Annotated in this window: 22 protein-coding genes; 9 read left to right on the top strand and 13 right to left on the bottom strand. The window is 58.6% G+C overall.

Features of this window, described 5'->3' with window-relative positions; translation table 11 throughout:
- A complete protein-coding gene (locus ROI90_RS08020; protein ID WP_315997812.1) occupies window positions 1–1881 on the top strand; it encodes a glycoside hydrolase family 13 protein in 1881 nt (626 codons plus the stop codon).
- A gap of 325 nt (window positions 1882–2206) precedes the next feature.
- Here the strand turns inward: ROI90_RS08020 and ROI90_RS08015 are convergent, their stop codons facing one another.
- Window positions 2207–2551, bottom strand: coding sequence for a four-helix bundle copper-binding protein (locus ROI90_RS08015; RefSeq protein ID WP_315997811.1), 345 nt, complete (start codon window positions 2549–2551; stop codon window positions 2207–2209).
- A gap of 158 nt (window positions 2552–2709) precedes the next feature.
- On the opposite strand from ROI90_RS08015, the gene recQ reads away from it, so the two are divergent.
- From recQ to ROI90_RS07995, 4 genes are all read left to right on the top strand, one after another.
- On the top strand, window positions 2710–4983 hold the full coding sequence (gene recQ / locus ROI90_RS08010) for a DNA helicase RecQ (protein ID WP_315997810.1): 2274 nt from the start codon (window positions 2710–2712) through the stop codon (window positions 4981–4983).
- A 185-nt stretch (window positions 4984–5168) separates the two neighbouring features.
- A complete protein-coding gene (locus tag ROI90_RS08005; RefSeq protein ID WP_315997809.1) occupies window positions 5169–5978 on the top strand; it encodes an XRE family transcriptional regulator in 810 nt (269 codons plus the stop codon).
- 157 nt (window positions 5979–6135) lie between these two features.
- Entirely contained in the window at window positions 6136–6855 is a 720-nt protein-coding gene (locus tag ROI90_RS08000; protein ID WP_315997808.1) for a pirin family protein, read from the top strand.
- Window positions 6856–6864: 9 nt separating this feature from the next.
- Window positions 6865–7584, top strand: a complete 720-nt coding sequence (locus tag ROI90_RS07995; RefSeq protein ID WP_315997807.1) for a GAF domain-containing protein — start codon at window positions 6865–6867, stop codon at window positions 7582–7584.
- A 152-nt stretch (window positions 7585–7736) separates the two neighbouring features.
- Here ROI90_RS07995 and ROI90_RS07990 read toward each other — a convergent pair whose 3' ends face one another.
- From ROI90_RS07990 to ROI90_RS07975, 4 genes are all read right to left on the bottom strand, one after another.
- On the bottom strand, window positions 7737–9590 hold the full coding sequence (locus ROI90_RS07990; protein ID WP_315997806.1) for a M2 family metallopeptidase: 1854 nt from the start codon (window positions 9588–9590) through the stop codon (window positions 7737–7739).
- Between the two features lie 344 nt (window positions 9591–9934).
- Complete coding sequence (locus tag ROI90_RS07985; protein ID WP_315997805.1) at window positions 9935–10876, bottom strand: zinc-dependent peptidase; 942 nt, start codon at window positions 10874–10876, stop codon at window positions 9935–9937.
- A 130-nt stretch (window positions 10877–11006) separates the two neighbouring features.
- Window positions 11007–13547: a DUF5916 domain-containing protein gene (locus ROI90_RS07980; RefSeq protein ID WP_315997804.1), complete on the bottom strand. Its 2541-nt coding sequence runs from the start codon at window positions 13545–13547 to the stop codon at window positions 11007–11009.
- A gap of 201 nt (window positions 13548–13748) precedes the next feature.
- Entirely contained in the window at window positions 13749–14324 is a 576-nt protein-coding gene (locus tag ROI90_RS07975; protein ID WP_315997803.1) for a DUF4097 family beta strand repeat-containing protein, read from the bottom strand.
- 99 nt (window positions 14325–14423) lie between these two features.
- Between ROI90_RS07975 and ROI90_RS07970 the strand changes: the two genes are divergently transcribed.
- Window positions 14424–14702: a helix-turn-helix domain-containing protein gene (locus tag ROI90_RS07970; RefSeq protein ID WP_089334549.1), complete on the top strand. Its 279-nt coding sequence runs from the start codon at window positions 14424–14426 to the stop codon at window positions 14700–14702.
- A gap of 50 nt (window positions 14703–14752) precedes the next feature.
- Window positions 14753–15400: a transposase gene (locus tag ROI90_RS07965; protein WP_315997802.1), complete on the top strand. Its 648-nt coding sequence runs from the start codon at window positions 14753–14755 to the stop codon at window positions 15398–15400.
- 141 nt (window positions 15401–15541) lie between these two features.
- Here ROI90_RS07965 and ROI90_RS07960 read toward each other — a convergent pair whose 3' ends face one another.
- The 6 genes from ROI90_RS07960 to ROI90_RS07935 form a co-directional block, all read right to left on the bottom strand.
- The gene (locus ROI90_RS07960) at window positions 15542–15901 is read right to left on the bottom strand and encodes a hypothetical protein (RefSeq protein WP_315997801.1); all 360 of its coding nucleotides are present in this window, start codon (window positions 15899–15901) and stop codon (window positions 15542–15544) included.
- Window positions 15902–16035: 134 nt separating this feature from the next.
- Window positions 16036–16668 carry an ABC transporter ATP-binding protein gene (locus ROI90_RS07955; protein ID WP_315997800.1) on the bottom strand — a complete coding sequence of 211 codons (633 nt, stop codon included), beginning with the start codon at window positions 16666–16668 and terminating at the stop codon, window positions 16036–16038.
- A 94-nt stretch (window positions 16669–16762) separates the two neighbouring features.
- Window positions 16763–17563 (bottom strand): acyl-ACP--UDP-N-acetylglucosamine O-acyltransferase, encoded by an 801-nt coding sequence (gene lpxA / locus ROI90_RS07950; protein ID WP_315997799.1) that lies wholly within the window; start codon window positions 17561–17563, stop codon window positions 16763–16765.
- 98 nt (window positions 17564–17661) lie between these two features.
- The gene (locus tag ROI90_RS07945) at window positions 17662–19053 is read right to left on the bottom strand and encodes a bifunctional UDP-3-O-[3-hydroxymyristoyl] N-acetylglucosamine deacetylase/3-hydroxyacyl-ACP dehydratase (RefSeq protein ID WP_315997798.1); all 1392 of its coding nucleotides are present in this window, start codon (window positions 19051–19053) and stop codon (window positions 17662–17664) included.
- A gap of 109 nt (window positions 19054–19162) precedes the next feature.
- Window positions 19163–20203, bottom strand: coding sequence for a UDP-3-O-(3-hydroxymyristoyl)glucosamine N-acyltransferase (gene lpxD / locus ROI90_RS07940; protein ID WP_315997797.1), 1041 nt, complete (start codon window positions 20201–20203; stop codon window positions 19163–19165).
- 136 nt (window positions 20204–20339) lie between these two features.
- On the bottom strand, window positions 20340–21569 hold the full coding sequence (locus ROI90_RS07935) for an HD domain-containing protein (RefSeq protein WP_315997796.1): 1230 nt from the start codon (window positions 21567–21569) through the stop codon (window positions 20340–20342).
- A gap of 353 nt (window positions 21570–21922) precedes the next feature.
- Here ROI90_RS07935 and porX point away from each other — a divergent pair, with 353 nt between their 5' ends.
- Both porX and ROI90_RS07925 read left to right on the top strand, forming a co-directional pair.
- Entirely contained in the window at window positions 21923–23488 is a 1566-nt protein-coding gene (gene porX / locus ROI90_RS07930; protein ID WP_315997795.1) for a T9SS response regulator signal transducer PorX, read from the top strand.
- A gap of 13 nt (window positions 23489–23501) precedes the next feature.
- The gene (locus tag ROI90_RS07925; protein ID WP_315997794.1) at window positions 23502–24110 is read left to right on the top strand and encodes a hypothetical protein; all 609 of its coding nucleotides are present in this window, start codon (window positions 23502–23504) and stop codon (window positions 24108–24110) included.
- A gap of 488 nt (window positions 24111–24598) precedes the next feature.
- Here the strand turns inward: ROI90_RS07925 and ROI90_RS07920 are convergent, their stop codons facing one another.
- Window positions 24599–25633, bottom strand: coding sequence for a LacI family DNA-binding transcriptional regulator (locus ROI90_RS07920; RefSeq protein ID WP_315997793.1), 1035 nt, complete (start codon window positions 25631–25633; stop codon window positions 24599–24601).
- A gap of 134 nt (window positions 25634–25767) precedes the next feature.
- Window positions 25768–26841, bottom strand: a complete 1074-nt coding sequence (locus ROI90_RS07915; RefSeq protein ID WP_315997792.1) for a glycoside hydrolase family 43 protein — start codon at window positions 26839–26841, stop codon at window positions 25768–25770.
- Window positions 26842–27000 lie beyond the last annotated feature (159 nt).

Raw genomic sequence — 27000 nt, 5'->3', positions numbered from 1 at the left:
ATGAAAAAAACGCTCTATACGCTTCTACTGGCCGCCGCCCTGCCATTGACCGCCGCGGCCCAGTCCATCACCCGCCTGAACCCCACCAACTGGTGGGTGGGCATGAAGCACAACACCGTACAGGTGCTGGTGTACGGCCCCCAGGCCGGCACGCTCACCTATACCGTGAACTATCCCGGCGTGAAGCTGGTGAAAACCAACACCGTCGAGAACCCCAACTACGCCTTCCTCGACCTGGTAATTGCGCCCACGGCCAAACCCGGGCAGGTGGCGCTGGTGGGCAAGAAGGGCGCGAAAACCGTGACCCAGAACTGGGAACTTAAGGTCCGCGACAACGCCGTGAAGGCCCAGGGCGTCACGCAGGCCGACTTCATCTACCTGGCCATGCCCGACCGGTTTGCCAACGGTGACCCCTCGAACGACAAGTTTGCCGACATGGCTGACCCCAGCTCCGACCGCGCCAACCCCTTCCTGCGCCACGGCGGTGACCTGCAGGGGGCCGCGCAGCACCTCGATTACCTCAAAGAGCTGGGCGTGACGGCCGTGTGGTTTACGCCCGTCATCGAAAATAACCAAGGCCTCACCGACGAGGGCGGGGCCAAACGCTCGGCCTACCACGGCTACGGCTTCACCGACCACTACGCCGTGGATAAGCGCCTGGGCGGCAACGCTGCCTACAAGGCCTTCGTGCAGAAAGCCCACAGCATGGGCCTGAAAGTGGTGCAGGACGCCGTGTACAACCACATCGGCAACAACCATTGGTTTATCCAGGATTTGCCCATGAAAAGCTGGCTGCACCAGTGGCCCGTCTACACCAACACCAGCTACCGCCAGCAGCCCATCACCGACCCCCACGCCGCCCAGATTGACCGCAAGGTGACGCTGGATGGCTGGTTTGTGCCCTTCCTGCCCGACCTCAACCAGCAGAACCCGTACGTGGCCAACTTCCTCATCCAGCACGCGCTCTGGACGGTGGAGAACTTCGGGGTGGATGCCTGGCGCATCGACACCTACATGTACAACGACCAGCCCTTCATGAACCGCTGCAACGCGGCGCTGCTCACGGAGTACCCCAAGATTCACATTTTCGGGGAGTCGTCGGTGACTAGCATTGTGGACCAGGCCTACTACGTGCGCAACAAGATTAACTTCCCCTTCAAGTCCAACCAGCCCGGCGGCCTCGACTTCGTGCTGGAAAACGCCATGCTGGCTGGCCTGAAGGAAGTGGGCACGCCCGGCGCCACCGGCTGGGACAATGGCGCCCAGCGCGTGTACCAGGCCCTGGCCCAGGACGCCGTGTACCAGGACCCCACCAAGCTCGTGACCTTCATCGACAACCACGACCACAACCGCTTCCTCTCGGAAGTAGGCGAGGACGTGGCCAAGTATAAGATGGGCCTGACTTGGCTGCTGACCACCCGCGGCATCCCGAGCATGTACTACGGCACGGAAATCCTGATGAAGAACTTCAAAGACCCCTCCGACGCTGAAGTGCGCCGCGACTTCCCCGGCGGCTGGGCCGGAGACGCGCAGAACAAGTTTACGGCCGCCGGCCGCACCGAGGCCGAAAACGACGCTTTCCGCTTTGTGAGCACCCTAGCCAACTACCGCCGCACCCACCCAGTGCTCAGCTCTGGCCAATTGATGCAGTACCTGCCCGAAAACGGCCAGTACGTGTACTTCCGTTACGCCGACGCCGGTACCGTGATGGTGGCCTCGAACACCACCGACAAAGCCGCCAGCCTGCCCACCGTCCGCTTCTCCGAGCGCCTGACCGGCTTCACCAAAGCCCGCAACGTACTTACTGGTGAAACCTTGAATGACCTGAAAACCCTGCAGCTACCTGCCAAAACCGCCGTGGTGCTGGAGCTGATGAAGTAACCAAAAACCGTCATTGCGAGCGGAGCATTCCGCGCATCAAGCGGCGTCAATCCTTCCTCCACAAAGCGCGCAACCTCAGCCTATTCGAAAGCCCTTGGCGTATGCACGTCAGGGGCTTTTGTGTGTAGAGACGCGACACTTCGCGTCTCTGCTTGAACGGTAATGTATATCGTTCTGACGGGAGACGCGAAGTGTCGCGTCTCCCGTCTACGGTCGTTCTGATATCTAGGAAGGTTAACGTAGGTCAGCGCTGGGAGCACGGAAAAGGAAGGATTGACGCCGCTTGATGCGCGGAATGTCGCACCTCCTCGCAATGATACTTGGCTTACCCCGCAAACTCCCGGCACGCTTCAGCGCAGGCGCGGCAGGCGGCGGCGCACTGCTGGCAGTGGGGGTGGTTGTGCTTGGCGCACTCGGTGGCACACTTGGTACAAACCTCCATGCACTCTTTTATGAGGTGCCGGGCGTGCTCGGAACCCCGGGCTACTAAACGAGCGACCAAGGCGCAAATGTCGGCGCAGTCCCGGTCGAGGCGGATGCAGGCCGCCATGTGCTGCACATGTTCCTCGCCCAGGCAGGCGGTAGCGCAGTACTCACAGGCGGCTACGCAGCGGTTGAGGGCGTCGAGGATGGTTTGATTTTGAGTTGCGGAAGTAGGGTAGTCAGGCATGGGATGGAGTAGATGAGAAGGTGAACTGTTGAGCAGTTGTACGCGCCCGTCACCGGTCCCGGCCGTGTACGATTCGGGCCGACAGGGTGCACCATTTTCGCGTGGTCAAGGTTATGTTCCTGCTTTCACCCCGCCCGCTTTAGCCGTATCTTTACCCCATGTTATTTGCCGCCGAACCACTCGCTCCCACGCTCGAATCAGCCCGTAAAGTCCTTAAGCAGTACTACGGCTACGATTCCTTCCGGCCCATGCAGGAGGACATCATCAGCAACGTGCTGGCCGGGCAGGATACGGTGGTGCTCATGCCCACGGGCGGGGGCAAATCGGTGTGCTTTCAGGTGCCGGCCGTGGTGCAGGAGGGCACGTGCGTGGTCGTGTCGCCGCTCATTGCCCTGATGAAGGACCAGGTGGAAGCGCTGAAGGCCAACGGTATTTCGGCCGCCTACATCAACAGCAGCGTGGGCCAGAGCGAACAAAACAACATTGCCGCCGACTGCCTCAACGGCTACCTCAAGCTGCTCTACGTGAGTCCCGAGAAGCTGCTCTCGGAAGGTTTTATGTCGTTTCTCAAGCGGCTGCGCATCAGTATGTTTGCCATTGACGAGGCCCACTGTATTTCCAGCTGGGGCCACGACTTCCGGCCGGAGTATACCCAGCTGCGGGTGCTGCGCGAGCAGTTTCCACAGGTGCCCATCATTGCCCTCACCGCCACCGCCGACCGCCTCACCCAGCGCGACATCCAGACCCAGCTGCGCCTGAGTGAGCCCCGGGTGTTTCTCTCGTCCTTCGATAGGCCTAACCTCAACCTGATTGTGCGACCGGGCCAGGACCGGGTGGGAGGCATTCTGGAGTTTCTGGAGCGCCACCCCGGCGAGTCGGGTATCGTCTACTGCCTCTCGCGCAAGCAATGCGAAACCCTGGCCCAGAAAATTCAGGCCAAGGGCGTGAAGGCCGGTTTTTACCACGCCGGCATGACGCCCAACCAGCGCGCCAGCGTGCAGGAAGGTTTCCTCAAAGACGACTTGCAGGTGATTGTAGCCACCATTGCCTTCGGCATGGGCATCGACAAGAGCAATGTACGCTGGGTGATTCACTACAACCTGCCCAAGAACATTGAGGGTTACTACCAGGAAATCGGGCGGGCTGGCCGCGACGGGGCCCCGGGTACGGCCGTGCTGTTCTACAGCTTTGCTGATGTGATGAGCCTGCGCGACATGCTCACCAAGGAGAATCCCAACCTTACTCAGCTCAACCTCACCAAGCTGGAGCGCATGCAGCAGTTTGCCGAGGCCGCTGGCTGCCGCCGCAAAATCCTGCTCAACTATTTCGGCGAAACCCTGCCCCAGGACTGCGGCAACTGTGACATCTGCCGCAACCCACCCACTACTTTCGACGGCACCGAACTGGCCCAGAAGGCCTTGTCGGCCGTGGTGCGCGGGCGGGAGCGGATGAGCCTGACCCTGCTGATTGACGTGCTGCGCGGCATGCGCAACCAAGCCGTGCTCAGCCAGGGCCTCGACCAGATTAAAACCTACGGTGCCGGCCGCGACCTGCCGTACCTGGATTGGTATAGCTACGTGCACCAGATGCTGAATGACGGGCTGCTCTATATTGCCTATGAGGAGGGCTACGCGCTGAAGATGACTGATTTGGGCCGGGAAGTGCTGCAGGGCCAGCGCCCGGTATCCATGAAGAAATTCCAGCCCGCCGAAAAAGCCGAAAAGCCTACCCGGGGCCGCAAGGCTGCCGCGGCCAAAGCAGCTCCATCTACGCCCGAAGCGGGCTTGTTCGAGGCCCTGCGCGCCCTGCGCAAGCGCATTGCCGACGAGCAGGGCGTGCCGCCCTACGTTATCTTCACGGATACTACGCTGCAGGAAATGGCTGTGGAGCGCCCCGTCAACCGCAACGCCATGCTGGCTATTTCGGGGGTGGGTATGAAGAAGTTTGAGAATTACGGCGAGGCCTTTATCCGTGAGGTGCTGGCTCACGGCGGCAACCCCGCCGCTCAGGCCGAGCTGGACGAGGATGAGGATTTGCTAGTCGGTTTTGAGCCGAGTGGTGCGGCGTCTGCCCGTGCCCCGCGCAAGCGTGCCCCCAAAACCGCCTCGGAGCCCGTTACCGACGTGAATGGCACGATGGAAACCACGTTTCAGCTGCACCGCATGGGCCTGAGCGTGGAAGCCATTGCCGAGCGGCGCGACCTAGCCGTATCTACCGTGCAAACGCACCTTACTACCGGCTATACTAAAGGGTTGGAGCTGCGCCTGGAGGAATTTCTGAAGCCCCAGGAGTTAGCTGAAATTCAGACCGCCCAAGCTCAGTTGGGCGGTAGCCCTATGCTCCGGGACCTGTTCGACCACCTGCGGGAAAAGTATGATTACTTCCGACTGAGGCTGGCTTTGCTCTATTTCAAGCGCCTGAGAGGGGAGTAGGCAACCGAAGAGGCGCAAGGCTAGGGCAGGCCAAGGGCTGTTACTTGCTTTTCGATTTGATGAGTCGCCTAAAATATTAGTAAAAATTTCAGCTAATTGAATTAGTATTCGCGTAAACGGGTTCGTATCTTCGTGAGCCGGTACTTGCTTGCCGTCGCAGCCCTATTCCCCGGCTCCCCTGCGTTATGATTAACACCAACCTCAAATTCTGGCGGCGCGAGCTGAGCCTCACGCAGGCCCAGATGGCCGAAAAACTTGGCATTAAACGCTCCCTGGTAGGGGCTTACGAAGAAGGCCGAGCCGAACCTAAGCTAACTACGCTGGTAAACATGGCCCGCTTGTTCGGTATTACCCTGGACTCCTTGGTAACCACTGACTTCACCAAGAAAAAGAACGCCAAAACCGCCGCTCAACTGCAAGCCCAAACGGCGCAAACGGCCGCCGATGCCTCGGCTAACCGGGCCGGGGGGCTCCGCATTCTGGCCCTTACTGTTGACCGGGAGCAGAATGAGAATATTGAGCTGGTGCCCCAGAAGGCGGCGGCCGGCTACCTCAATGGCTACGCCGACCCCGAATACCTAGAGGAACTGCCCAAGTTCCGGCTGCCCATGCTGGGCACCACCGGCACCTACCGGGCCTTCGAAATTGCCGGCGACTCTATGCTCCCCATTGCCAGCGGAACCGTTATTGTGGGCCGCTACGTGGACGACTGGATGAGCATTAAGGATGGCACGCCTTGCATTGTGGTATCGGGTAAGGAAGGCATTGTGTTTAAGCGCGTGTACAACCGCCTGAAGGATGCCGCCCGCCTGACGCTGCACTCAGATAACACCTTGTACTCGCCCTACGAAATTGAGGTGGAAGACGTGGTGGAAATCTGGGAGGCCAAGGCCTATATCAGCAGCACCTTCCCTATTGCCGACCTTTCCCTGAACCGTTTGGCCAGCATTGTGCTGGACTTGCAGCAGCAGGTGAGCACCATGAAGAAAGTATAGATTCTCAGGTCACAGAACTCAGCACAAGAAAAAGCCTCCGCCTGCGGGGGCTTTTTTGCGTGTTGGCCCCTACCTGACTGCAGATAGAACGGCAGGCGGTATCAACCCCTGCCGCCCGGCTTGCGTAAGTCTCTGCTAAACCTAGCCTGACTCCCCGATGCTCAAACTTATTCCTGCAACCGACCGACATCATGCAGCCCCTGTGGCTTGGCTGAATAGCTACTTCCTGTTCAGCTTCGCCGACTATTATGACCCCGGAAACGTGCATTTTGGGCCACTACGAGTTTTCAATGATGATACGGTGCAAGGCAGCGCGGGCTTTCCGCAGCACCCGCACTCCGAAATGGAGATTGTAACGCTGGTGTTGGAGGGGGAGTTAACCCACGAAGACACCATGGGCAACCGCCGCACCATTACCAAGGGTGAAGTGCAGCGCATGACGGCGGGCACTGGCTTGGCGCACTCCGAGAAAAACGAAACTGATAAGCCGGTCCACCTGTACCAACTGTGGTTCCTGCCAAACCAGAAAAGCTTAGCCCCCAGCTACGAACAGAAGGACGTTAATTTCCTGGACACCAAAAATGAGCTGGTGCCGCTGGTTTCCGGACAGAAAGTGCTGGAAGACGTGGTGTACATGAACTCCAACAGTACAGTGTACTGGTGCAACTTGCGCGAAGGCAAAACGGTTTCGTTCAAAACGTTTCCCATTCGTAACACCTTTGTGTATGTGACGGAGGGCAAGCTGTACGTGAACGGCGTGGACATCGGGCCCAACGACCAAATCCGGGCTACGGATGAGCACGTACTGGAAATACAGGCTTCGATGGATGCCCAGTTCATCCTGATAGATTTGCCCGGCAGCGAAGCCAATTACTAACTCCGCCTCATGACCCAAGAATTCCCTGACAAGCTGGTACCCTCCGACGAAGCAGCCCGCTTACGGACGCTGCACGTGTACCAGATTGCCAACACCACGCCCGAGAAAATTTTCGATGAGTACGTGGCTTGGGCCGCCCAGTTGTTTGGTACGCCCATCTCCCTGATTTCGTTGGTAGATGAGGAGTACGTGTACTTCAAAGCGGTAGCTGGCGCCGAAGGCGTGCCCGGTTTGCCACGTGCGGAAAGCATGTGCTCGGCGGCCATTCTGGTTGATGCGCCCATCATTACCTCCGACTACAAAGCCGAAAGCTGCCGCCTTATTAAGCCAGATGTAGCTCAGGCGATGGGGCTGAACTTTTACGCTGGCTCCGCCCTTAAAATGCCCGATGGGGAGCGTATTGGCATGATGGCCGTTATCGGGCGGGAGTACCGTACGCTCTCGGCAGCGGAAGAGGACGTGCTGAAGCGGCTGGCGAACTTAGTGAGCCGCACAATTGAACTGCGCTTCCAATACATGAATGGTGATTTAGCCGAGCAGTGGGAAGCTGCCCAGCATGAGCTATCTGGTACCCTGGACGATAACGCCGCCCTGACCCGCTACTTAGCCACCCGTAACAACGGCATCAACCTCGACGACGATGAAATTCAGGACTTGGTGCTTCGCCGTTTGGTTGGGGTAGATAAAGTGCTGGACCGCCGCCTGAAGGGCCTTCCACAAGCAGCCTAAAAATCAGGCTGTATCTGAAATGTTGGGCTGCGCTGCTGATGAAGAACCAATGCTTATTCAACAGATAACCCCGCTTACTAATAAAAAAGAGCCGGACCCACCAGGGCCGGCTCTTTCTTGTTGTTGGCAGATATGTGTACCAGCACCTTCGGCTACATCGTGTACTTGCGGCCTTTGTTCTGCTGCTTGAGGTAGGTCATCAACGGCTGAAAATACTCCACCATAGCGCGGGCCGAAAGGTCCTCCCCGGTTTTCTCGCGGAGCACGGCGCGCCAGTCTTTGCTGGAGCCGGGGCGCATGATATCCGCCAGGAACGTGCCCACTTCCTTGTTGCCATAGTAGTTGGTGGCATGCGGGTCCTGCTTCAGGAATTTCTTGCTGATGTGGTCGTGCAATTGGAACAGGATAACGTACGACAGCGCGTAGTCATAATATTGCGCGGGGTCGTCATTGATGTGGGTTTTGGTAGCAGGGTCGAGGTACTGCTCGCCGCGGGTGGTGGGCGGCACAATGCCCTGGTACTGCTTAGCTAGCTGCCACCAACGGGCATTCAACTGGTCGGCGGGCAGCTTATCGGCGTAGAAGCTATTTTCCCATTCACTCATCACCCCGGAGGCAAACGGAATGAATACGGCGTAGTTCAGCGCCTCCTTCAGCAGCGTCTGGGTCTGGTCAGTTTGGGTTTTGGCATCTACCAAGCCCAGGCCAGCAAGGAAGGGCTTCTGGGTGGCCGCCAGACCCATAAGGGAGCCCATAGCCTCGTGATAGGCGCGGTTGGCCCCGCCGCGCAGCAGCGGCGGCACTTCGGGGTTGGTGTAGGTGAGGTAGTAGTAAATGTGGCCCAGCTCGTGGTGGGTGGTTTCATACCACTCGGTATTGCCCTCCACGCTCATCAGGCTGCGCACATCCTGGTTTAGGTCCATATGCCAGGCCGAGGCGTGGTTGTTCTTCTTGTAGGTAGCACCCTTGGGCAGCGGGTAGAGGCTGGATTTCTCCCAGAACACGGGCGGCAGTGCCTGGAACCCGAGGCTCTGGTAGAACCGCTCGGCCTGCTGTACCTGCCACTCCGGACCTTTTTTGGCCAGGATAGGGTCAATGTTCAGGCCTTTCACATCCACCATAGCACTCCAATCCTGGCCCCAGCGGTTGGGCAGCCAGGAGGCGGGCAGGTAGTCGGGCACCTGTTTCACGTTGTACTTTTTGGCCAGCTCGTAGCGGGCGTAGGTGTGCAGCTCCCGGTAGAGGGGCCGCAGTTCCTCGTTGATTTTGCGCACCAGCGTCATCATTTCCTCCCGACTCATGCCGTAGTCGGAGGCCTGGTAGCTGAAATAGTCGGGGTAGCCCAGGGCCTGTACCGTCTGGTTGCGCAGGTCGCGCAGGTGCAGGAGGCCGTCTTTCAGGGTAGGGCCGATGGCCTTGCTGGCTTCCCAGATTTGCTGGCGCTTCAGCGGGTTTTTCTCCTTGCGCAGCAGCTCGTCTAGGTCATTGGTGGTTACCGACTTGCCTTGGTACTTGTAGTCGAAGCCGTAGAGCTTTTCGGTTTGCTGGGTTTCGGCTTTGATGCGCTGCTTCACCACGTCGGCAATGGTCTGGGGCGAGTTGGCGGCGTTGTAGAGGGCCGTTTGCAGCTGCTTTACCTGAATTTCGGAAAGGTCGGCTTTGTGGTCCAGCAGCTCGCGCAGGCGCTGAATATTTTGGGTGGAACCCGCAAAGGCGGCCATCCGCTCATTGGCCCGGGCCGTGGCTCCGGAGTTGGCAGTATCACCGGCCACAATGCGCGTGTTGGAGCGCCACTCCGCCTCGCTCGACTGGGTATACAGACGCACATACTGCGCTGAGTACTCTTTCAGGAACGTATCGGCCTGCTCTGCCCAGGAGGGGGCAGCGGGTTGAGTGGCCGGTTCGGGTTGGGCTGTGGCGGGGGCAGTAGCTACGGGTGTGTTGGCCGTGGGGGCGCAGGAGGCCAACACGGCGGCCGTGAGGGCAGGCAGGAGGTAGTGCTTCATAGTACGGAAAAGTAAGCGGAACGACAGTAAAGATACACCGCCAGAATCTGACCAAAAGAGTAGGGCCTTACCACCCCAAACCTGCCCGAAGACGACGAAGCCTGGACCACGCTGCTGCGTTCAGCCTCGCCGAGACAGACAGAGCCGCGCCCCTTCTTTACCCGCCTCCAGGCCTGCCTGGCAGCTCCGCAGCCTCAACTACCTACTATGCCTACTTGGCTACGCCGCTCCGTCTTCGCCTTGTCCGTGGTGGCCCTAGGATTGGCTCTGAATGCAGATATTGCCTTGTACGGCGTGCGGTAAATCTGTGTAATCAGATAATTGATGGGTGCCTGTGGTGTACTTTATGCGGCTTCCTGCTGCAGTAGATGACACTCTTTATACTTTTTGCCGCTCCCGCAGGGACAGGGTGAGTTGCGGCCGAACTTCTGCCGGCTGCGCATTTCCTTGAGCCACTGCCGCGGGTCGGTGGCCCAGCGCTGAAAGCGGCTCTTGGGGTTCTGGCGAAATGCTAATAGCAGCAGGCCATACAGCTCAGGGTGGTGCTCCTGCAGCTTCTCGGGCTTCTCAAAGAAGTATTCCGTTACCACGGCAAAAAATTCGGCCTCGTTGGTGCCGGCGTAGTCGTTGATTTCGGAGTTGCCGGCCCGGATGGCTTCAATTTCGCGGTGCATCACGGCTTCCCACTCGGGGCGTAGGGCGGCGGGTAAAGCCAGGCCGGGTACCCCGTCAATCACGCCATCGGCCTCATCCAGGAGGTGGGCAAATTCATGAATTCCCACGTTCTGCCGGTCCATGGAATCCTGGAATCCCTGCTCCAACGACGACTTGGAAAGCCGCATGTAGTGGGACGTCTGGAAGCCTTGCACCGAGCCCAGCAGGGTGCCTTCCAGCCCCACAAACTCTTTGTTCGGGTCCCGTTTCAACGTCCAGGCGTCGGGTACTACCAGCACTTCGCTCAGGTTGCTGTACTCCCAATCGGGAAAGCCAAACACCGGAATAACCGCCGAGGCCGCCACCAGCACGCGGGTGGTATCGTCAATGTCCGTCTGGATGCCGGTAATGCGCGTTTGGGCCAGAAACACCTGCAAACGGCGCTCAAAGCGGGGCTTATCCGCGTCGGAAAGGGAGAGGTAGAAGGCCACGCGCTGCTGAAGGGTTTGGCGCCATTCTGCCGGAAATTCCGCCTCCAGGGCCTGCTGTTTCAGGCGGGCGTCGCGGGTGAGGTAGCGGTAAAAGAAAAAAGCAACTACCGCTACCAGCGCGGCAAACAAGAGGTACTGCATGGTGTGCCTCAACGCAGGGCGGCGGCGGAAGGTTGGTGCAAGCGGAGCAGCTCAGGCGGTTGGGTACGCAGGCTACTCCGCTTCACTTTCGCACTCAGGCCATTACCAGCCCGTCAGATTACCACGCAGGCTACCGACGGCGGCGCAACGCCAGATAATCCAGGTAGTACAGCACCTTCACGGAGAGGGAGTTATTGTGGGGCGTATTGATGGTGTTGTTGAAGTTCTCAAAATACAGCGGGGTAGCCTGCTCGCCCAACAGATAGGTGCTGCCGGCATTCTTCCACACAATGCTTACCTGCGAGCCGGGCGCAAACCACCACGAGTACACCGCGTCCACGTTGAAGGCATTGTAGGTGTTGTCCCGGTTGCGGCGGTAATCAGCCAGGGTTTCCTGTCCATCTGGCTGCAGCACCGCAAAATCCTGGTAGCGCACATTGCTGGTGTAGTGGCGCACCCGCAACGTAAATGACATGCGGTTGGTGAAGGTGTAGGCCACGGAGGCCACGTTGGTAACCGTGGCCACGTTGCGGCGGCCTAGTAGTATCTGGCCCATAAACGGCTGGTCTAGCACCTCCGCCGCGCTCAGCCCCCCGTTCACGTAGCCAATCTGGTGGCGCTGCAGGCTCCAGTCGAGGCTGTAGCGGAAGGTCAGGTGGTCGTTGACGCGGAAGCGGGGATAGAAGCCAGCCCGGTAGCGCAAGCGGCGGGGGCGGAGCAGGCGCTCATCCTCAGCGTAGTAGGTCAGGCCCGCATTTACCCCCAACGACAGGCGTTTGCGCGTATCGGAGTTCAGAAAGCCCAGCCAGTCGGCATTGGCCGGCACCCGCACAAAATACTCGCCCAACGGGTAGGTGCGGGGCTCAAAAAAATCATGCGTAGTGGGCGAGTACATAAAGTCGTAGCCCACCTGCAGGAAGTTCTTGGTGAAGGTGGTATTGAAGCCGTTGTAGAGGTACATGCTCTGGTAGCGGGTGGGCCGGTACAGCAGCGTGTGGCTTACTTCCGAGTAAAAACTCATGTTGTTTACCTTCCAGAACGGCTTGTAAATGCGGTAGTTGGCGTAGGCGTTCTGGGTGATGTTGTTGTTGCCGAACAGGATGCCCAGGTCGTTGGGGTTGTAGTGGTCCGACTCGATGCGGTGGTTGAGGCCCCAGGTGAAGTTGCCGCTGATTTTGCCTACGCCCAGGGTGTATTTGTAGCCGTTCTGGTCGTCGATAGCCTGCTCGGAGCCAAACACGTTGCCCCGCCGCCGCGAGTACACCGCGCTGCCATCCACGGCGTAGGAGTTTTTCTTATTGGCGAAGCGGAACAGCCCGCCCGTCACGTTGGCATCGTAGGTGCGGCCCCAGCGCGTGACGTTGGTGTTGATGAGCGACACGTAGCTGTTGTTCTTGAGGCTCTGATCCAGCACCGCAATGTTGTAGTTGCTAAAGGGTTGGGTCAGTACGGTGTGTTCCTGGCCGGTTTCGGTGTTGCGCACGGTGGCGTACACGTCATTGCTGAGGGCGTTGAATAGACCAATACCCAAGCCGTTCTTGGTACGACCCGAAATTTTGGTGGCGTTCAGCAGACGCGTTTCGGCCGGGTTGCGCACCACTTTTTCGTTTTCGGCCAGGCCCACCCCGTAGAAGCCGATGGGTGTGGCCCCCACCCGCCGGGAGTAAAACAGGTTGCCCTTGTTGAACAGCTCGGTGCCCTCGGTGAAGAACTGCCGGTTTTCCTGAAACTGTACCTCAAAGGGCGAGAGGTTGAGCACCTGGTTGTCGCTCTGCACCTGCCCGAAATCGGGTACCAAGGTAGCATCCAGGGTGAAGCTCTCGTTGATGCCCCATTTCACGTCGGCCCCGCCGTTGAAGCTGGTAGTGGTCCGGCGCGTGCCCTCGGCGTTCAGCGGGTTGTGGTTCACGTACCCCGACACGTAGGGCGTGAGGGAAAGGCGCAGCGGCGGTTTCAAACCTTTCAAGCCCGTTAGCTCGCCCCATTGGTTTACAAACCCATCCACCTCCGGCTTCACCTCGCTCCAGAAAAAATCCTGGCGTAGGGCCTGGCGGCGGCGCATAAACTGCAGGCCCCATTGCTGCACCTCGGCCGTGCTGAAACGGATGGCCGAGTACGGAATGCGCATCTCACACACCCAATCGGTGCCGCGCTGGGCGGTGCGAGCGTCCCACACGGCGTTCCAGGCGAAATCTTCACCGCTGGCCGGGGAGTAGCGGGCATCGGCCTGCACCCCGCCCGCCGTGACAATAAAGCCGTAGCCGTTCAGCTTGTCGTGGTACGTGTCCAGGAAGATGCCGAAGAAATCGGTGTTGGGCAGGTTGTCCCGGGCCGATAATTCCCGCTTGATGGAGTCGGCCGCCACGTCGTGCATCACGGCGCCCACGTACAGGGCGGCATCATCAAAGAGGATACGTACTTCGGTAGGATGCTGCTCGTGAGGGCCGGGTTTGGGGCGGTTCTGAATAAAATCAGTCGCCAGCGGGGCCTGCTGCCAAACGGCCTCATCCAACACCCCGTCCAGCTTAACGGCCTCCGTGATGCGAATGGCCTGCAGCTGACGTTTAGGGGCATTGGTAGCCGCCGGAGCCGGGCTGGGTTGGGCCTGAGCCACGGGCCGCAGCAACACCAGCTGGAGCAGGGTAACCACCAGAAGTAGAGAAGTTTTCATAGCGCACAAGTGGGAGGGCAGCGGAGAAACGAATAGGCAAGGCAGGGGCGGGCAGCCGCAACAGCAGCGCTATACCAGAAGCCAGAAAAGGGTGAGAAGTGCGTTGCTGCGCCCAGCCTGACCGGCAACCAGTCGGCGGGAGTCACTCACCACAGCTACCCGCATGGAGGCAGCCAGGGCTGGGCGCAGAGCGCACGCCGGTTACTTGGCCCGGCGGATGTAGATGTTGCCGTTCAGGGTTTTTACCATGAATTCAGGGCCGCCGCCGTTGATTTTACCGTAGGTCCAGGTGTCCTGGGCTACGCGGTAGAGGCCGTCTTTGGCCGTGCGCGTTACTTTGGCGGGCGTGCTATCCGCCGTCAGGTCAAAGTCGCTGTAGATTTCGCCGTGGTCCGATTTCAGCTTTACCGAGACTTTGGCCCGGGCCGGTAAAGTCACATCCACCTTGCCGTTGATAGTGGAAAAGGCCATGGGGGCCCCAGCAGTTACGTCTTTAAAGTCAGCAATCAGCTCCCCGTTCACCGTGTTTAGCACCGCTGAGCCCGCCACATCATTGAGGCGGATGGAGCCGTTTACGTTCGATATTTCCAGCTCGCCCGCTACGTTATCCACCGTAATGTCGCCGTTTTGCACGGTAGCCAGCTGCAGCGAGAACTGGCGCGGGACCTTGATGGTGAAATCCACCGGGGTTTGCCACGACTGAGTTTTGATGTACACATGGTTGGCACGCTCCTGAGCCGTCACATCCAGGCCGCTTACCTGGGAGATGCGGCGCATGCCGGAGGAGTTTTCGGCGGAGCTAGTTTCGCGCCGCTCGTTGCGGTTTAAGTAGCCATACAGAAGTAAGCGTATAGTGCGCAATTGGTAGCTTGCGGCATGCGACGACCTGCCACCGAGTTGAGTTCGGAAGAAGTGACGTGTTTGGAAGCGTGCAGTCAGCACGGACCGCACCCGCGCATGCGGCGGCGGGCGCTGGCCGTGCTGGGCCACCACCGGGGCCAGACGTTGCCGCAACTGGCCGCGCTGTTTGCCGTGCGTTACGCGACGGTACACGGGTGGGTGCAGGCCTGGCACCGGGCCGGCCTGGCGGGGCTAGCCGAGGGCCGGCGCGCCGGACGGCCGCCCAAACTGGCCCCGGCGGCGCAAAAAAAATAGTCGCCTGGCTCGGGTCGGCCACCCAGCAGCTACGCCGGCTCGTGCCCCGCGTGGCAGCCGACCTGCAGGTGCGCGTAAGCGTGGGCACGCTGCGCCGGCTGGCGCGGCGGGCGGGCTATAGCTGGAAGCGCACCCGGCGTAGTCTCAAGGCGCGGCGCGACGCGGTGCTGTTCGGTTTTTTTCAGCAGGAGGTCCAGGCCCTGCACGCGCTGGAAGCGGCCGGCGCGCTGCGGGTCGTGTACGTAGACGAGTGCCGCTTCTCACGCCTGGCGCCGGTGCCCTATGCCTGGCAGGTGCGCGGGCAGGCGCCGGTCGCGCTGCCGGCCGAGCGCGGCGGCGGGGGCCACACCGTGCTGGGCTTGTGGCAGGCCAAGGCCCCGGGCCAGCCGCTGACCAGCTACGTGCTGCCCGGCGCGCTGACGGCCGACCTATTCGTGGCCGCGCTGGACGAGTACAGCCAAGCGCTGTCCGGTCCGACCGTGCTCGTGCTCGACAACGCCTCGGTGCACCGCGCCGCCTGCGTGCAGGCCCGCCACGGGGTGTGGGCCGCTGCAAGCACTACTGGCTCACCCCGGACGACTATCGCACCGAGCAAACCCTACGCGACAAGCTCGACTACCTCATGCCCAGAGTCGGAACTGAGTATACGGTTACTTTTAGCTGACCACTTAGTGTGGCAGAATGTGGAGGAAAGGTGATAAAGGATTTTTCTCGGAAATAGATATGAAAAGGCCCGTTTTCCTACTGGAAAGCGGGCCTTTTCTTTGGGCTGATGAAAAAAGTGAAGCTATGTGTTCAGCGCATTACTCACAGTGCAACCACATTCTCCATAGTACCAATTAGTAGTCGTCGTAATCAGAGTTGCGGTTGCTATTGCGGGAGCTGCCGCTGCTGCCGTACTCGTCAGAGTCGTCGTCCGAGAATTCGTCGTCATCCAAGTCATCCAGGGAGCTGAAACCGCGGCTACCATCGGGGTCTTCGGCGGCTTCGGCGGTGGTGTATTCGTCCTCCGTCATGCTGGCCAGGTCCAGGGCCTCGTCGTGGGAGGAGCCGGTATCACGCCACATCAGGTAGTCGGCATACTTGGCCGAAAGCTGGTCTTCGAAGTTGCCGCGGGTAGCACTGCCGCCGGTAGCGGCAAAGTTGTCCAGCTCATCGTCATCGAAAAGGTCGTCGTCGAGGTCGTCGTGTTGTCTCATGGCCTTGCCAAGGTCAGAAAAGGTTGATAAAAAGCAGCGGAAAAAGCCAGAGTGCCGCTGCCGCAAAGATACGTAGTGAGGCTTTGCAAAGGTTCCCCTCACATAGCCAAGGCGCACATTTTGCCCCCGAAAATCTAGTGGGCGGCCTTTGCCCCGAAATCCGTAATGTTGATCTGCGCCGGACAAAAATCGTATTCCTCGGGCACGTTGCTGGATATCAGTACGGTGCGGCCGACCAGCGTGGCGTGTATGTGCTCCAGATACCACGCCACCCCAGTACGGTCGAGGTTGGTAGTGGGTTCATCCAGCAGCAGCAGGGGCGTATCGGCGTAAAGGGCCAGGGCCAGCTTCAGGCGCTGCTTCATACCGCTGGAAAAGTCGCGCACCAACTTGTGGCGGGATTTTTCCAGGTACATCAGCGTAATCAACTCCTCGGCCGAAACCCCTGGCCGCAGCGGCTTAAAGCGAGTATGAAACCGAATCAACTCCGTCAGGCTCAACTCCTCAATCAGCTCCAGGTAGGGTGCGGCGTAGGCCAGGCGGGCGGGTACGTCTTCCACAGCTACTGCCTGCCCCCGCAACTCGTACACCAGCGTACCCGCCGTGGGCAGAATCTGGCCCGACAGGGTGTTCAGCAGCGTACTTTTTCCGGCCCCGTTCGGCCCCAGAATAGCCGTGGCCGTACCCGCCTGAAACGTGTGCGTGAGGTCCCGAAAAATCCATTCCCGGGCAAACCGCTTGCTCAGGCCCGTGGCGGTAATCTGCATGGTAATTAAGCTGTTGGCTGATGGCTATTGGCTGTTAGCTTTTTGAAAAAAGGTACTAACAGCCAATAGCCATCAGCCAACAGCTTAAGTCAAACTATTCCCCGCTGGCGCTGCTGTTACGGCCATAGCCTTTGATAACGCCCCGGCCAGAGTTGCGGATAAAGTTGACTACCTCGTCCCGCTCCGGGGAAGGGGCCAGTTCCAGCTCAATCTGGTCGAGGGCGGCGGCGTTGTTCAGGCCACTCAGGAACAGCAAGCGGTAGAGCTGCTGGATTTCGGCAATTTTCTGATCCGAGAAACCCCGGCGACGCAGGCCGATGCTGTTGATGCCCACATAGGTGAGCGGCTCACGCCCGGCCTTCACAAACGGCGGCACGTCCTTCCGAATCAGGGAGCCGCCCGAAATCATGGCGTGGGCCCCGATGTGCACAAACTGGTGGATGGCCGAGGAGCCGCCTACAATGGCGTAGTCCCCGATTTCGACGTGGCCCGCTACCTGCACCGTGTTGGCCAGAATGCAGTTGTCGCCAATCACGCAGTCGTGGGCTACGTGCACGTAGGCCATCAGCAGGCAGTTGGCCCCGATGGTGGTTTTAAGCTTGTCAACTGTGCCTCGGTTCACCGTCACGCACTCCCGAATCACGGTATTGTCGCCGATGTGCACGGTGGTTTTCTCGCCGGCAAACTTCAGGTCCTGGGGCTGGGCGGCAATAACGGCGCCGGGAAATACCTTGCAATTCTTGCCGATGCGCGCCCCCGCCATAATGGTCACGTTGGGGCCAATCCAGGTGCCTTCCCCGATTTCCACATCCTTATCAATGGTAGTGAAAGGCTCCACTACCACGTTTTGGGCAATTTTGGCTTCGGGGTGAATATAGGCGAGCGGCTGGTTCATTCTTGTCAATTAAAAATTGAGAGGTAAGAATCACAAAAGGAAGACAGCGGCCCTGGGAAACGAGGAAAGCCACTCTAAATTCTTCAGTTTCCGGATTTTTAACTCTTTTTCACGATGCTGGCCGACATTTCGGCTTCCATTACCACTTTCCCATTCACGTAGGCCTTGCCGCTCATTTTGGCAATGCCGCGCTTGATAGGAGCCGTCAGCTCGCATTTGAACAGAATCGTGTCGCCGGGTTTAACCATCCGACGGAACCGGCAGTTTTCAATTCCCAGGAAATAGGTCCAGTAGTTTTCCGGATCGGGCACGGTGCTCAGCACCAGGATACCGCCAGTCTGGGCCATGGCCTCAATCTGGAGTACACCGGGCATCACGGGGTTGCCCGGAAAGTGGCCCGGGAAGAACGGCTCGTTCATCGTCACGTTTTTCACGCCGGTTACCGTGTTGGCATCCAGGTGAATAATCTTGTCGATGAGCAGGAAGGGGTAGCGGTGGGGCAGGGTGGCGGCAATCTTGTTGATGTCCATCACCGGTTCCCGGGCGGGGTCGTAGGTAGGCACCGCGCTGGCGTGAGCCTCCATCATCTTCTTCTTAATGCGCTTGGCGAAGGCCACGTTGGCCGCGTGGCCGGGGCGGGCCGCCAGAATCTGGCCTTTCAGGGGGCGGCCTACCAGGGCAAGGTCGCCTACCAAATCCAGCAGTTTGTGGCGGGCAGGCTCGTTTTTATAGCGCAGGTCTACGTTGTTGAGGATGCCTTCCTTCTTGACGGCCACTTTAGGCTTGCCCAGCATGGTGGCTAAGTCGCCCAGTTCTTCGTCGCTCACCACGCGGTCAACTACTACAATGGCATTGCTCAAATCACCACCCTTAATCAGGTTGGATTTGTAAAGCGCCTCCAGCTCGTGCAGAAAGCAGAACGTGCGGGAGGACGCAATTTCGGAGGTGAACTGGTCGATGTGGGTGAGGGAGGCGTGCTGGGAGCCCAGCACCGGGGAGTTGTAGTCCACCATCACCGTCAGGCGGTAGGAGTTCAGCGGCAGGCCGGCAATTTCCACGGCCCGGGCGTTGTCCACGTAGCGGATTTCGTCGGGTATCTCGAAGTAGTTGCGCAGGGCATTCTGCTCTTCCAAGCCCGCTTCCAGCAGGGGTTTGATGAACTCGTAGCTGCTGCCGTCCATAATGGGGGGCTCGGGCCCATCCAGCTGAATCAGCACGTTGTCAAGCTGCAACCCCACTAGCGCGGCCAGCGTGTGCTCCACCGTATTTACGCGGGCCCCGTTCTGCTCGATAGTGGTGCCGCGGCTCAAGTCCACTACGTTGTCCACGTCAGCATCCACAATGGGTTGCCCGGGCAAATCAACGCGCTGAAACTTATAGCCGTGGTTGATGGGAGCGGGGCAGAACGTCATGGTGGCCTGCACGCCGGTATGAAGGCCAATGCCACTCACGGTGACGGGGGCCTTAATGGTATGTTGCTTGTCGTTCATGGAAGAAGTTGTCAGTTGCCAGTTGCCAGTTGTCAGTTATTGGACCATCGAAAGCAGGATGGGACTAACAACTGACAACTGGCAACTGGCAACTCAATAGACTGCAAAGCTAGGGCTTTTCCGGTTCGGTGCGGGCACGCTCTAGTTGAGTTAGGCGGCGCTCCAGGTCGGGGAGGTGACGGAATACGGCGTTGGCCCGTAGGGAGTCGCGCAGGTTAAAGGCCGGGGAGCCCTGCAGCAGCACGCCTTCTGCCTTGATAGATTTGCCCACGCCCGACTGCGCCGTAACAGTAGTACGGTTGGCCAGGGTGAGGTGGCCAGCCAAGCCCGTTTGGCCCGCCAGCACGCAGAAGTCCCCGATTTTGGTGGAGCCCGAAATGCCTGACTGGGAGGCTACCACCGTATGGCGGCCGATTTCCACATTGTGGGCAATCTGCACGAGGTTGTCGATTTTGGCGCCTTCCCGGATGAGGGTGGAACCCATAGTGGCGCAGTCGATGGTGGCGTTGGCCCCGATGCTCACGTTATCCTCGAGTACCACGTTGCCAATCTGCGGAATGGTGCGGTAGGAACCGTCGGGCTGGGGGGCAAACCCAAACCCATCGGATCCGATGACGGCCCCGGCGTGCACAGTGCATCGGTTACCAATAACGGTTTCAGCGTAGATTTTAGCCCCAGCGTACAGAATGGTACCATCGCCAATCTTCACCCGGTCGCCGATGAACACGTGGGGAAAAATTACCACGTCCCGGCCAATTTCGCAGTTCTCGCCAATGTAGGAAAACGCGCCGCGGTAGTGATTCTCGCCGATGCGGGAGCCGCTGCCCATGTAGGCCGGTTCCTCTACGCCGCGCTTGCCGGTACGGGTAGCCTGCTGGTAAAACTCCAGGAGGGTGGTGAAACTGGTGTAGGGGTCCTCTACCCGGATGAGGGCAGTGGCCGTGGGCTGGCGTAGCTCCAGCGAGTGGCTGACAATAACGGCCGAGGCGCCCGTAGAATACAGGTGCGGCTCGTACTTCAGATTGGCTAGGAAGGAAAGGGCACCCGCCTGGGCCTCCTCAATCTTGGCTAGTCGGTCGATGCGCAGGGAGGCGTCGCCTTCCACAGTTCCGCGCAGTACTTCTGCTATCTGGCCTACGGTGAATTCCATCGGGCAAAAGTAGATAAATATTCAGTTGTCAGTTGTAAGTTGCCCGTTGTCAGAAGGTGCAAAATGCGGGTAAAGGCTAATTCGCAGCGTGTTACTGGCAACTAACAACCGACAACGAGCAACTACCAACTAATACTCACAGAATCTCCTTGGGGTAGCAGATGTAGTGCTTTTCCACGCGCTGGCTGATGGCCCGGATGTTGGGCAAATCGGAGGCCTCCGCCACGTTGACCACCCGCCCGCGCTTGGTCAGCACGTCAATCGGGTCCTGGCCGCCGATGTCGTAGGCGTTGTTGCTGATGCGGCCGGTGAGCATGAGCTGGGCCGCGTCGTCGTGGGGTAGGCGGAAGTGCTCGGCAATCAGCTCCACAATGCCCAACTGAAACTCCTCATCAAACGGCTCGGTCTGAAGCGTGATTTTGAACAGGTGCCGGTCGAGCAGGCTTTGGGCCAGGTAGTTGAGGACTTTGTCGGGGTGGTCGGCCCAGAGCTTCACGGCCCCCCACACGTCGGTATCATCCAGGCGGGTAAAGCGGCGCAGAATCTGGTCGTCGTGCTCGAATTCCCGTTGGGTGACGTTGCGCGAGAGGAAGAAGTGCAGGTTGGGCGCGGCCGGCACCTGCACGCCCGCCCGCACCAGGTCGCGGGCCCGCTCCATAATCCGGATAACCATCTGCTCGGCCGAGGTAACGGTTTTGTGCAGGTATACCTGCCAGTACATCAGGCGGCGGCTCACCAGAAAGTTCTCGATGCTGTAGACGGCCTTTTCCTCCAGCACCAGCTTCTCATCCACCACCGTCAGCATTTTAATGAGACGGTCGGCGCCGGGGCGGCCTTCCTGCACGCCGGTATAAAACGAGTCCCGGTTCAGGTAGTCCAGTCGGTCCATATCCAGCTGGCTGCTCACCAGCTGGTGAAAAAACGGCCGCGGGTAGGTGCCCTCGAAAATCTGAATGGCCAGGTCCAGGGCTCCGTTGAACTGGGCGTTAAGCTTGCGCATGAGGTGCAGGCTGATGGCCTCGTGGTGCACATCATCGAAAATGCTGCGCTCCAGGGCGTGGGAGAGGGGCCCGTGGCCGATGTCGTGGAGCAGAATGGCCGCCATAGCCGCCTCGCCCTCCTTGGCCGAAATCTTGATGCCCTTGTCCTTGAGCGTGCGCAGGGCCAGCGTCATCAGGTGCATGGCGCCCAGGGCGTGGTGAAAGCGCGTGTGCAGGGCCCCGGGGTACACAAACATGGTGAGGCCCAACTGCTGAATGCGGCGCAGACGCTGGAAATACGTGTGCTCAATGAGGTCAAACAACAGCTCCGTGGGGATGGTGACAAAGCCATACACCGGGTCGTTGAAGATTTTCTTTTTGTTCATGAGAAGGAGAGAGGCCAAGGCCTGGGAAGCATCCGGAGCCCAGCGGGAAGGAACGGTAAAATGGTTTTGGTGTTGTTACTGCTACGCATGGTACCCCCCGTGAGCCGCGCCGCCGCCGCAGGTGTCACCAAATTTCGGCTACTTTACCGCCGAGTTGCTGGGAAAGTATAGCGGAAGCAGAATTTTTTAAATCAAAAACCACGGATTGGGAGTAAAGCTACTTACGAAACCTCAGTTGCATTTTGCAGCCGCTACTTGCAGCTTCTGCGCAGGTAGTGGTATCTGTAGTTCGTGAAGTGCGTTTAATGACGCGCCGGGCCAGTGCCGGGCGCTACACCCCAAGTCCCCCCCACATGCAATATTCGATTCTCTGGGCCGATGACGAAATCGACCTCCTGAAACCCCACATTCTCTTCCTCAAAGACAAAGGCTACGATGTAACCGGCGTCAACTCCGGGGCCGATGCTATTGAGGAAATTCAGGAGAAGACTTACGACATCGTATTTCTGGATGAAAACATGCCCGGCCTGACGGGGCTGGAAACCCTCACCGAAATTAAAGCCCTGCGTCCCACCGTGCCCGTGGTGATGATTACCAAGAGCGAGGAGGAGCACATCATGGAATCGGCCATCGGGGCCAAAATTGCCGACTACCTCATCAAGCCCGTAAACCCCAGCCAGATTTTGCTGGCCGTGAAAAAGGTGCTGGACAACAAGCGCCTGGTGAGCGAAGCCACCAACAGCGGCTACCAGCGCGACTTCCGCCAGCTGGGCATGCAGCTCTCCGACCGCCTCAGCCCCTCCGAGTGGGCCGATGTATACAAAAAGTTGGTATACTGGGAGTTGGAAATCAACGAAACCGAAGGCAAGAGCATGGCCGACGTCTTCAACATGCAGAAGGACGAGGCTAACACCTACTTCGGCCGCTTCATCACAGAAAACTACGAGGATTGGGTAAACGGCGACGATGACGAGGCCCCGCTCATGTCGCACCAGTTGTTCAAGGAGCGGGTGTTCCCGATGTTGAAGGAAACCGGCGACACGCCCGTGTACTTCGTGCTCATCGACAACCTGCGCTACGACCAGTGGAAGGTGCTGGAGCCCATCATTGCCGAGCTGTTCACCGTCGATTCGGAAGAAACCTACTACTCCATTCTCCCTACTACCACGGCTTACGCGCGCAATGCCATCTTCTCGGGTATGATGCCGGGCGACATCCAGAAGAAGTACCCCAACCTGTGGGTGTGGGACGACGACGACGAGGGCAAGAACATGCACGAGGCCGAGTTCATGGAAATCATGTTCCAGAAGGCCAACCAGAAGCATAAGTTCAGCTACAATAAGGTAACCAACCTGCAGGCCGGCAAGGACCTGCTGGGCAAGATGGCCAACCTGCACAATAACTACAAGTGCAACGTCATCGTCTACAACTTCGTGGACATGCTCAGCCACGCCCGCACCGATATGGCTATGATTCGGGAGCTGGCCGCCGATGAGTCGGCGTACCGCAGCATCACCAAGTCGTGGTTCCTGCACTCCCCGCTGTACGAAATGCTCCAGCAGATTTCGGAGCGCAAGGGCAAGCTCATTATCACCACCGACCACGGCACCATTCGGGTGAAACGACCCTACAAGATTGTGGGCGACCGGAACACGAACACCAACCTGCGCTACAAGCACGGCAAAAACCTGGGCTTCGACGACTCCCGCGACGTGTACACCGTGCGCAAGCCGGAGCGCATCTTCCTGCCCCGCGAAAACGTGAGCACCGCCTACGTCTTCACCGTCGGCGACTACTTCTTCGCCTACCCCAACAACTACAACTACTACGTGAACTACTATAAGGACACGTTCCAGCACGGCGGCATTTCGCTGGAGGAATGCATCATCCCGTACGTAGTGCTCAGCCCGAAAGGGTAGGAATTGACACTATTTGTTTAGCTTACAACGGCAGCTTTCCGGAAGGAGGCTGCCGTTTTTTTGGAAAAAAACTGAAAAAATGGGAAAGTCTTTCGGGCTGTATCTGCTATCCATCCTATTGGTAACAAGTTGTCAGAACAAGAAGGTGGAAGGCCAAACGCATCAACGCGTAGAATTAGAAAAGCCAAATTCTGATCTGCCTCCAGCACTATTAAAACCTAAAGGAAAGGCCAGAGAATACGTTGTTTTACCTTTCAGTGAAAAGCATTCGCATTCACTGGTAGGTGCAACGCCAGCAACACTGACGGAAAGGGAGATAAGCCAAGTATACACGTTGGTACAAAAGGCTATTGCAGAATATAATGCTAGTAATACTTATACAGGTGAATCTAGAGACGTAAGTGAGCAAATTGATATTGTGAATTACAGGCTTCAATTGATACCAGGGATATCAGTTGCTGGGGAGAAAATAGTCTGGGTGCAAGGCTTCTGCTCTGATATGCACACAGACTGGAAGACGACGCGGTTGCAAGTATCTGATGGAGGAACCTGTTATTTTCTAGTAGAAATCAACCTGATGCAAAGAAAATGGGTAAAATTCAGAGTACATGGTGAAGCATAGTAGAAAGCAGAAAAGGCCGGTCATTCGACCGGCCTTTTCTGCTTATGCAAAAAGCGCTTTGTAAAAATATATATAACTCCGTTCAGACCGGGTGTACCATACTTCCTGACGGCTCGGTAACCTTGCAAAAATCTCAATTTGCGAATCTGACTCGGTGCGATAGTTCTAAAATCTTCTTCTGTTACGCTATTACCGTTTACGATGAAGAGAGGAGTATTTTTTGCTGCAACAAACTTGTGTACAAGTGGTAAGCGGAACACGTGCGTAGTGGGCCCGGATAGAAGCACATCGGCGGTAGGGGGCATAGTGAGAGGTATAGTCCTGGGAGGCAGACGTTGAGTAGTTACCTGGGCAGAGCTGGTGCCTCCGCTCAATAGCAATGCGAGAATGGTATATATGATGTGTTTCATGAAGCAAGAGTACTGAATGGTGGAGTTGTTGGATGATGACAGCAACCAGCAGATTCCATATCAGATAACTCAGATTCTTTACTTCCCACTACCATTCCGCTCCGACGATTCCCGCACCAGCAAATCGGGCTGGAGGACTACGCGGCGAGGAGAGAAGGTGCTGCTGTGCTCCTCGCGCATCTCCAGAAACAACCGCACGGCCGACTGGCCCATCTGCTCGCAGCGCTGATCCACGGAGGTAAGCATGGGCTCGGTGAGAGAAGTGAAGGTTTCGTTGCTGAAACCGGCCAGGGCAATATCCTGGGGTACGCGCAGCTTGCGGCGCTTGAGTTCCTGCAAGGCCCCCACCACCGAAAAATCGGAGGCTGAAAATACGGCGTCGGGCGGGTTAGGTAGGGCCAGCATCTTTTGCATACCGGCAATGCCGTCTTCCAGGGTCATGTCGCAGTAGAAAATCAGTTCCTCTTCCAAGGGCAAGCCGGCTTCCAGCAGGGCATCAATGTAGCCCTGGCGGCGGTGCTTGTAGATGTTCAGGTGCTGGGGGCCGCCGAAGTGGGCAATGCGGCGGCACCCCTGTTTGATGAGGTGTTTGGTGGACTGGTAGCCACCTTCCCGGTCGTCGAGCACCACGGCACTCACATCCAGCCCGTCCAGTACCCGATCAAAAAACACCAGCGGAATTTCCTGCTTGCGCACTTTTTCAAAGTGCTTGAAGTCGCGGGTGGTGCGCGACATGGATACCAAAATACCTTCTACCTGCGCGCTGAGCAAGGTTTCGATGTTCTTGCGCTCATGCGTCACATCCTCGTTCGACTGGCAGATCATGATGTTGTAGCCCGCCTTGGAGGCAATGGTTTCAATGCCTTTGACCACCAGCGTAAAAAAGTGTCCGTCGATGTGGGGTACCAGCACGCCCAGCAAATTGCTGCGGCCCTTGCGCAAGCCGGCCGCCATGTGGTTAGGCTGGTAGTGGAGCTCCTTGGCCAGCTTCCACACCCGTTTCTTGGTCGTGTCACTGATGCCCGGATGGTCGCTTAGCGCCCGGGACACCGTGGAAACGGAAACGCCGAGCTGCTGCGCCAGGTCGGTAATAGAAGCTTTTGTACGTGCCAAAGTTCGGCTGATTAAGAAGGGATGGTCGTGCAAGTAGTTACGCAAAAACTACGCAACTACTTATGCAAAGCTACGCTATACAAGTGGTAACCTCGTCAGTAATTGAAATGCGCCGGAAACGCGTGCTGTCGTGGCTAGGGCAGGGGTTGCGGCGTGTAAGTAGGGCCCTGGCAACGCGGGCCCTGGGCCGTCCAGGCTAGCTTATCAATGCAGAGTTGCCGCTCGGTCATTTCCGGGTTCCAGGCATGATATATCAAGTATTCACTCTTGCCGTTGGGGCTCATCACGTGGGAATGGTGGCCCGGTCCGCGCACATGGCCTTCAACGGCGTGCAGCACCCGCGGGCCTTTGCCATCACCCGTGTCGGTGTAAGGACCCATCACGCTGTCGGCCACGCAGTAATCCACGCCGTAGCGGGGCGTGAGGAAGTTGGCGCCACTGTAGAAGCAGTAGTATTTGTTGCCGCGCTTGCGCACGAAGGGACCTTCCAGGGTATGCCACTCCTTAAACGTCTGGCCGCCGTACAGGGGCATGGTGCGGTTCTTCTCGAATACCGTCCAGTCGTGGCGGGCGCGCATGACGGTGCGGCTCTCTCCCGCCAGGCGGGTCATGTCCAGGAGCCTGTCAACTACTAAGCCGGTGCCGGGGCGGTAGCCATTATCGGAGTCAATAAAGTCGCGGGCGTAAAACAGGTACCATTGCCCGTCGGTATCCTGGAAGGGGTGGGCGTCGATGGTAAACTTGCTGGCTGGCACATCCAGCAGGGCCGCCTGCGTGTAGGGGCCCTGGGGCGTTTTGCTGGTGGCCACGTGCAGGCGGTGGCCCACGGAGGCCCCGATAGCGCCGCCGCCCATGGAGTAGTACATATAAAAAGTGTCCTTATGGTACACTACTTCGGGCGCCCAGAAGTCGGCCCCCTCGGCCCCGGCGGGTGGAGTAAGGGCTCCGCCGGCCGGTTTCCAGTCAACCAGGTTATCGGAGGTGAGCAGGGTGAAGATGCGCCCGTCGGGGGTGCGGCCCTGCCCGGTGGTGCCAAACGCGTAGTAGCGGCCCTGGTGCTTGAGCACGAAAGGGTCGGGAAACTGGCCGGCGTACACGGGGTTGGTGTAGGTGCGGGCAGCCGTGCGGGCAGCGGCTTGGTTCAGCAGCGCCAGAGAAGCCAGGCCAGCAGTGGCTTGCTGCAGAAATGTGCGGCGGGAGTAGGGCATGGTGAAGGAGAGAGAGTGGACGGATAGTATAGAAGAATGTTCAGGGCAGGCAGCTTGCCACGTTATTCGGTACCGCACCTGTTCCGGTTGGCGGGCAGAGGGGGCTTTGTGAGCACGCGGCCAGTGCATAGCGGGGCAGGCGGCTTGCCACGTTCAACT

It is taken from the genome of Hymenobacter endophyticus, assembly GCF_032464715.1.
Classification (GTDB): domain Bacteria; phylum Bacteroidota; class Bacteroidia; order Cytophagales; family Hymenobacteraceae; genus Hymenobacter; species Hymenobacter endophyticus.
This window is presented reverse-complemented; position numbering and strand designations above follow the sequence as displayed.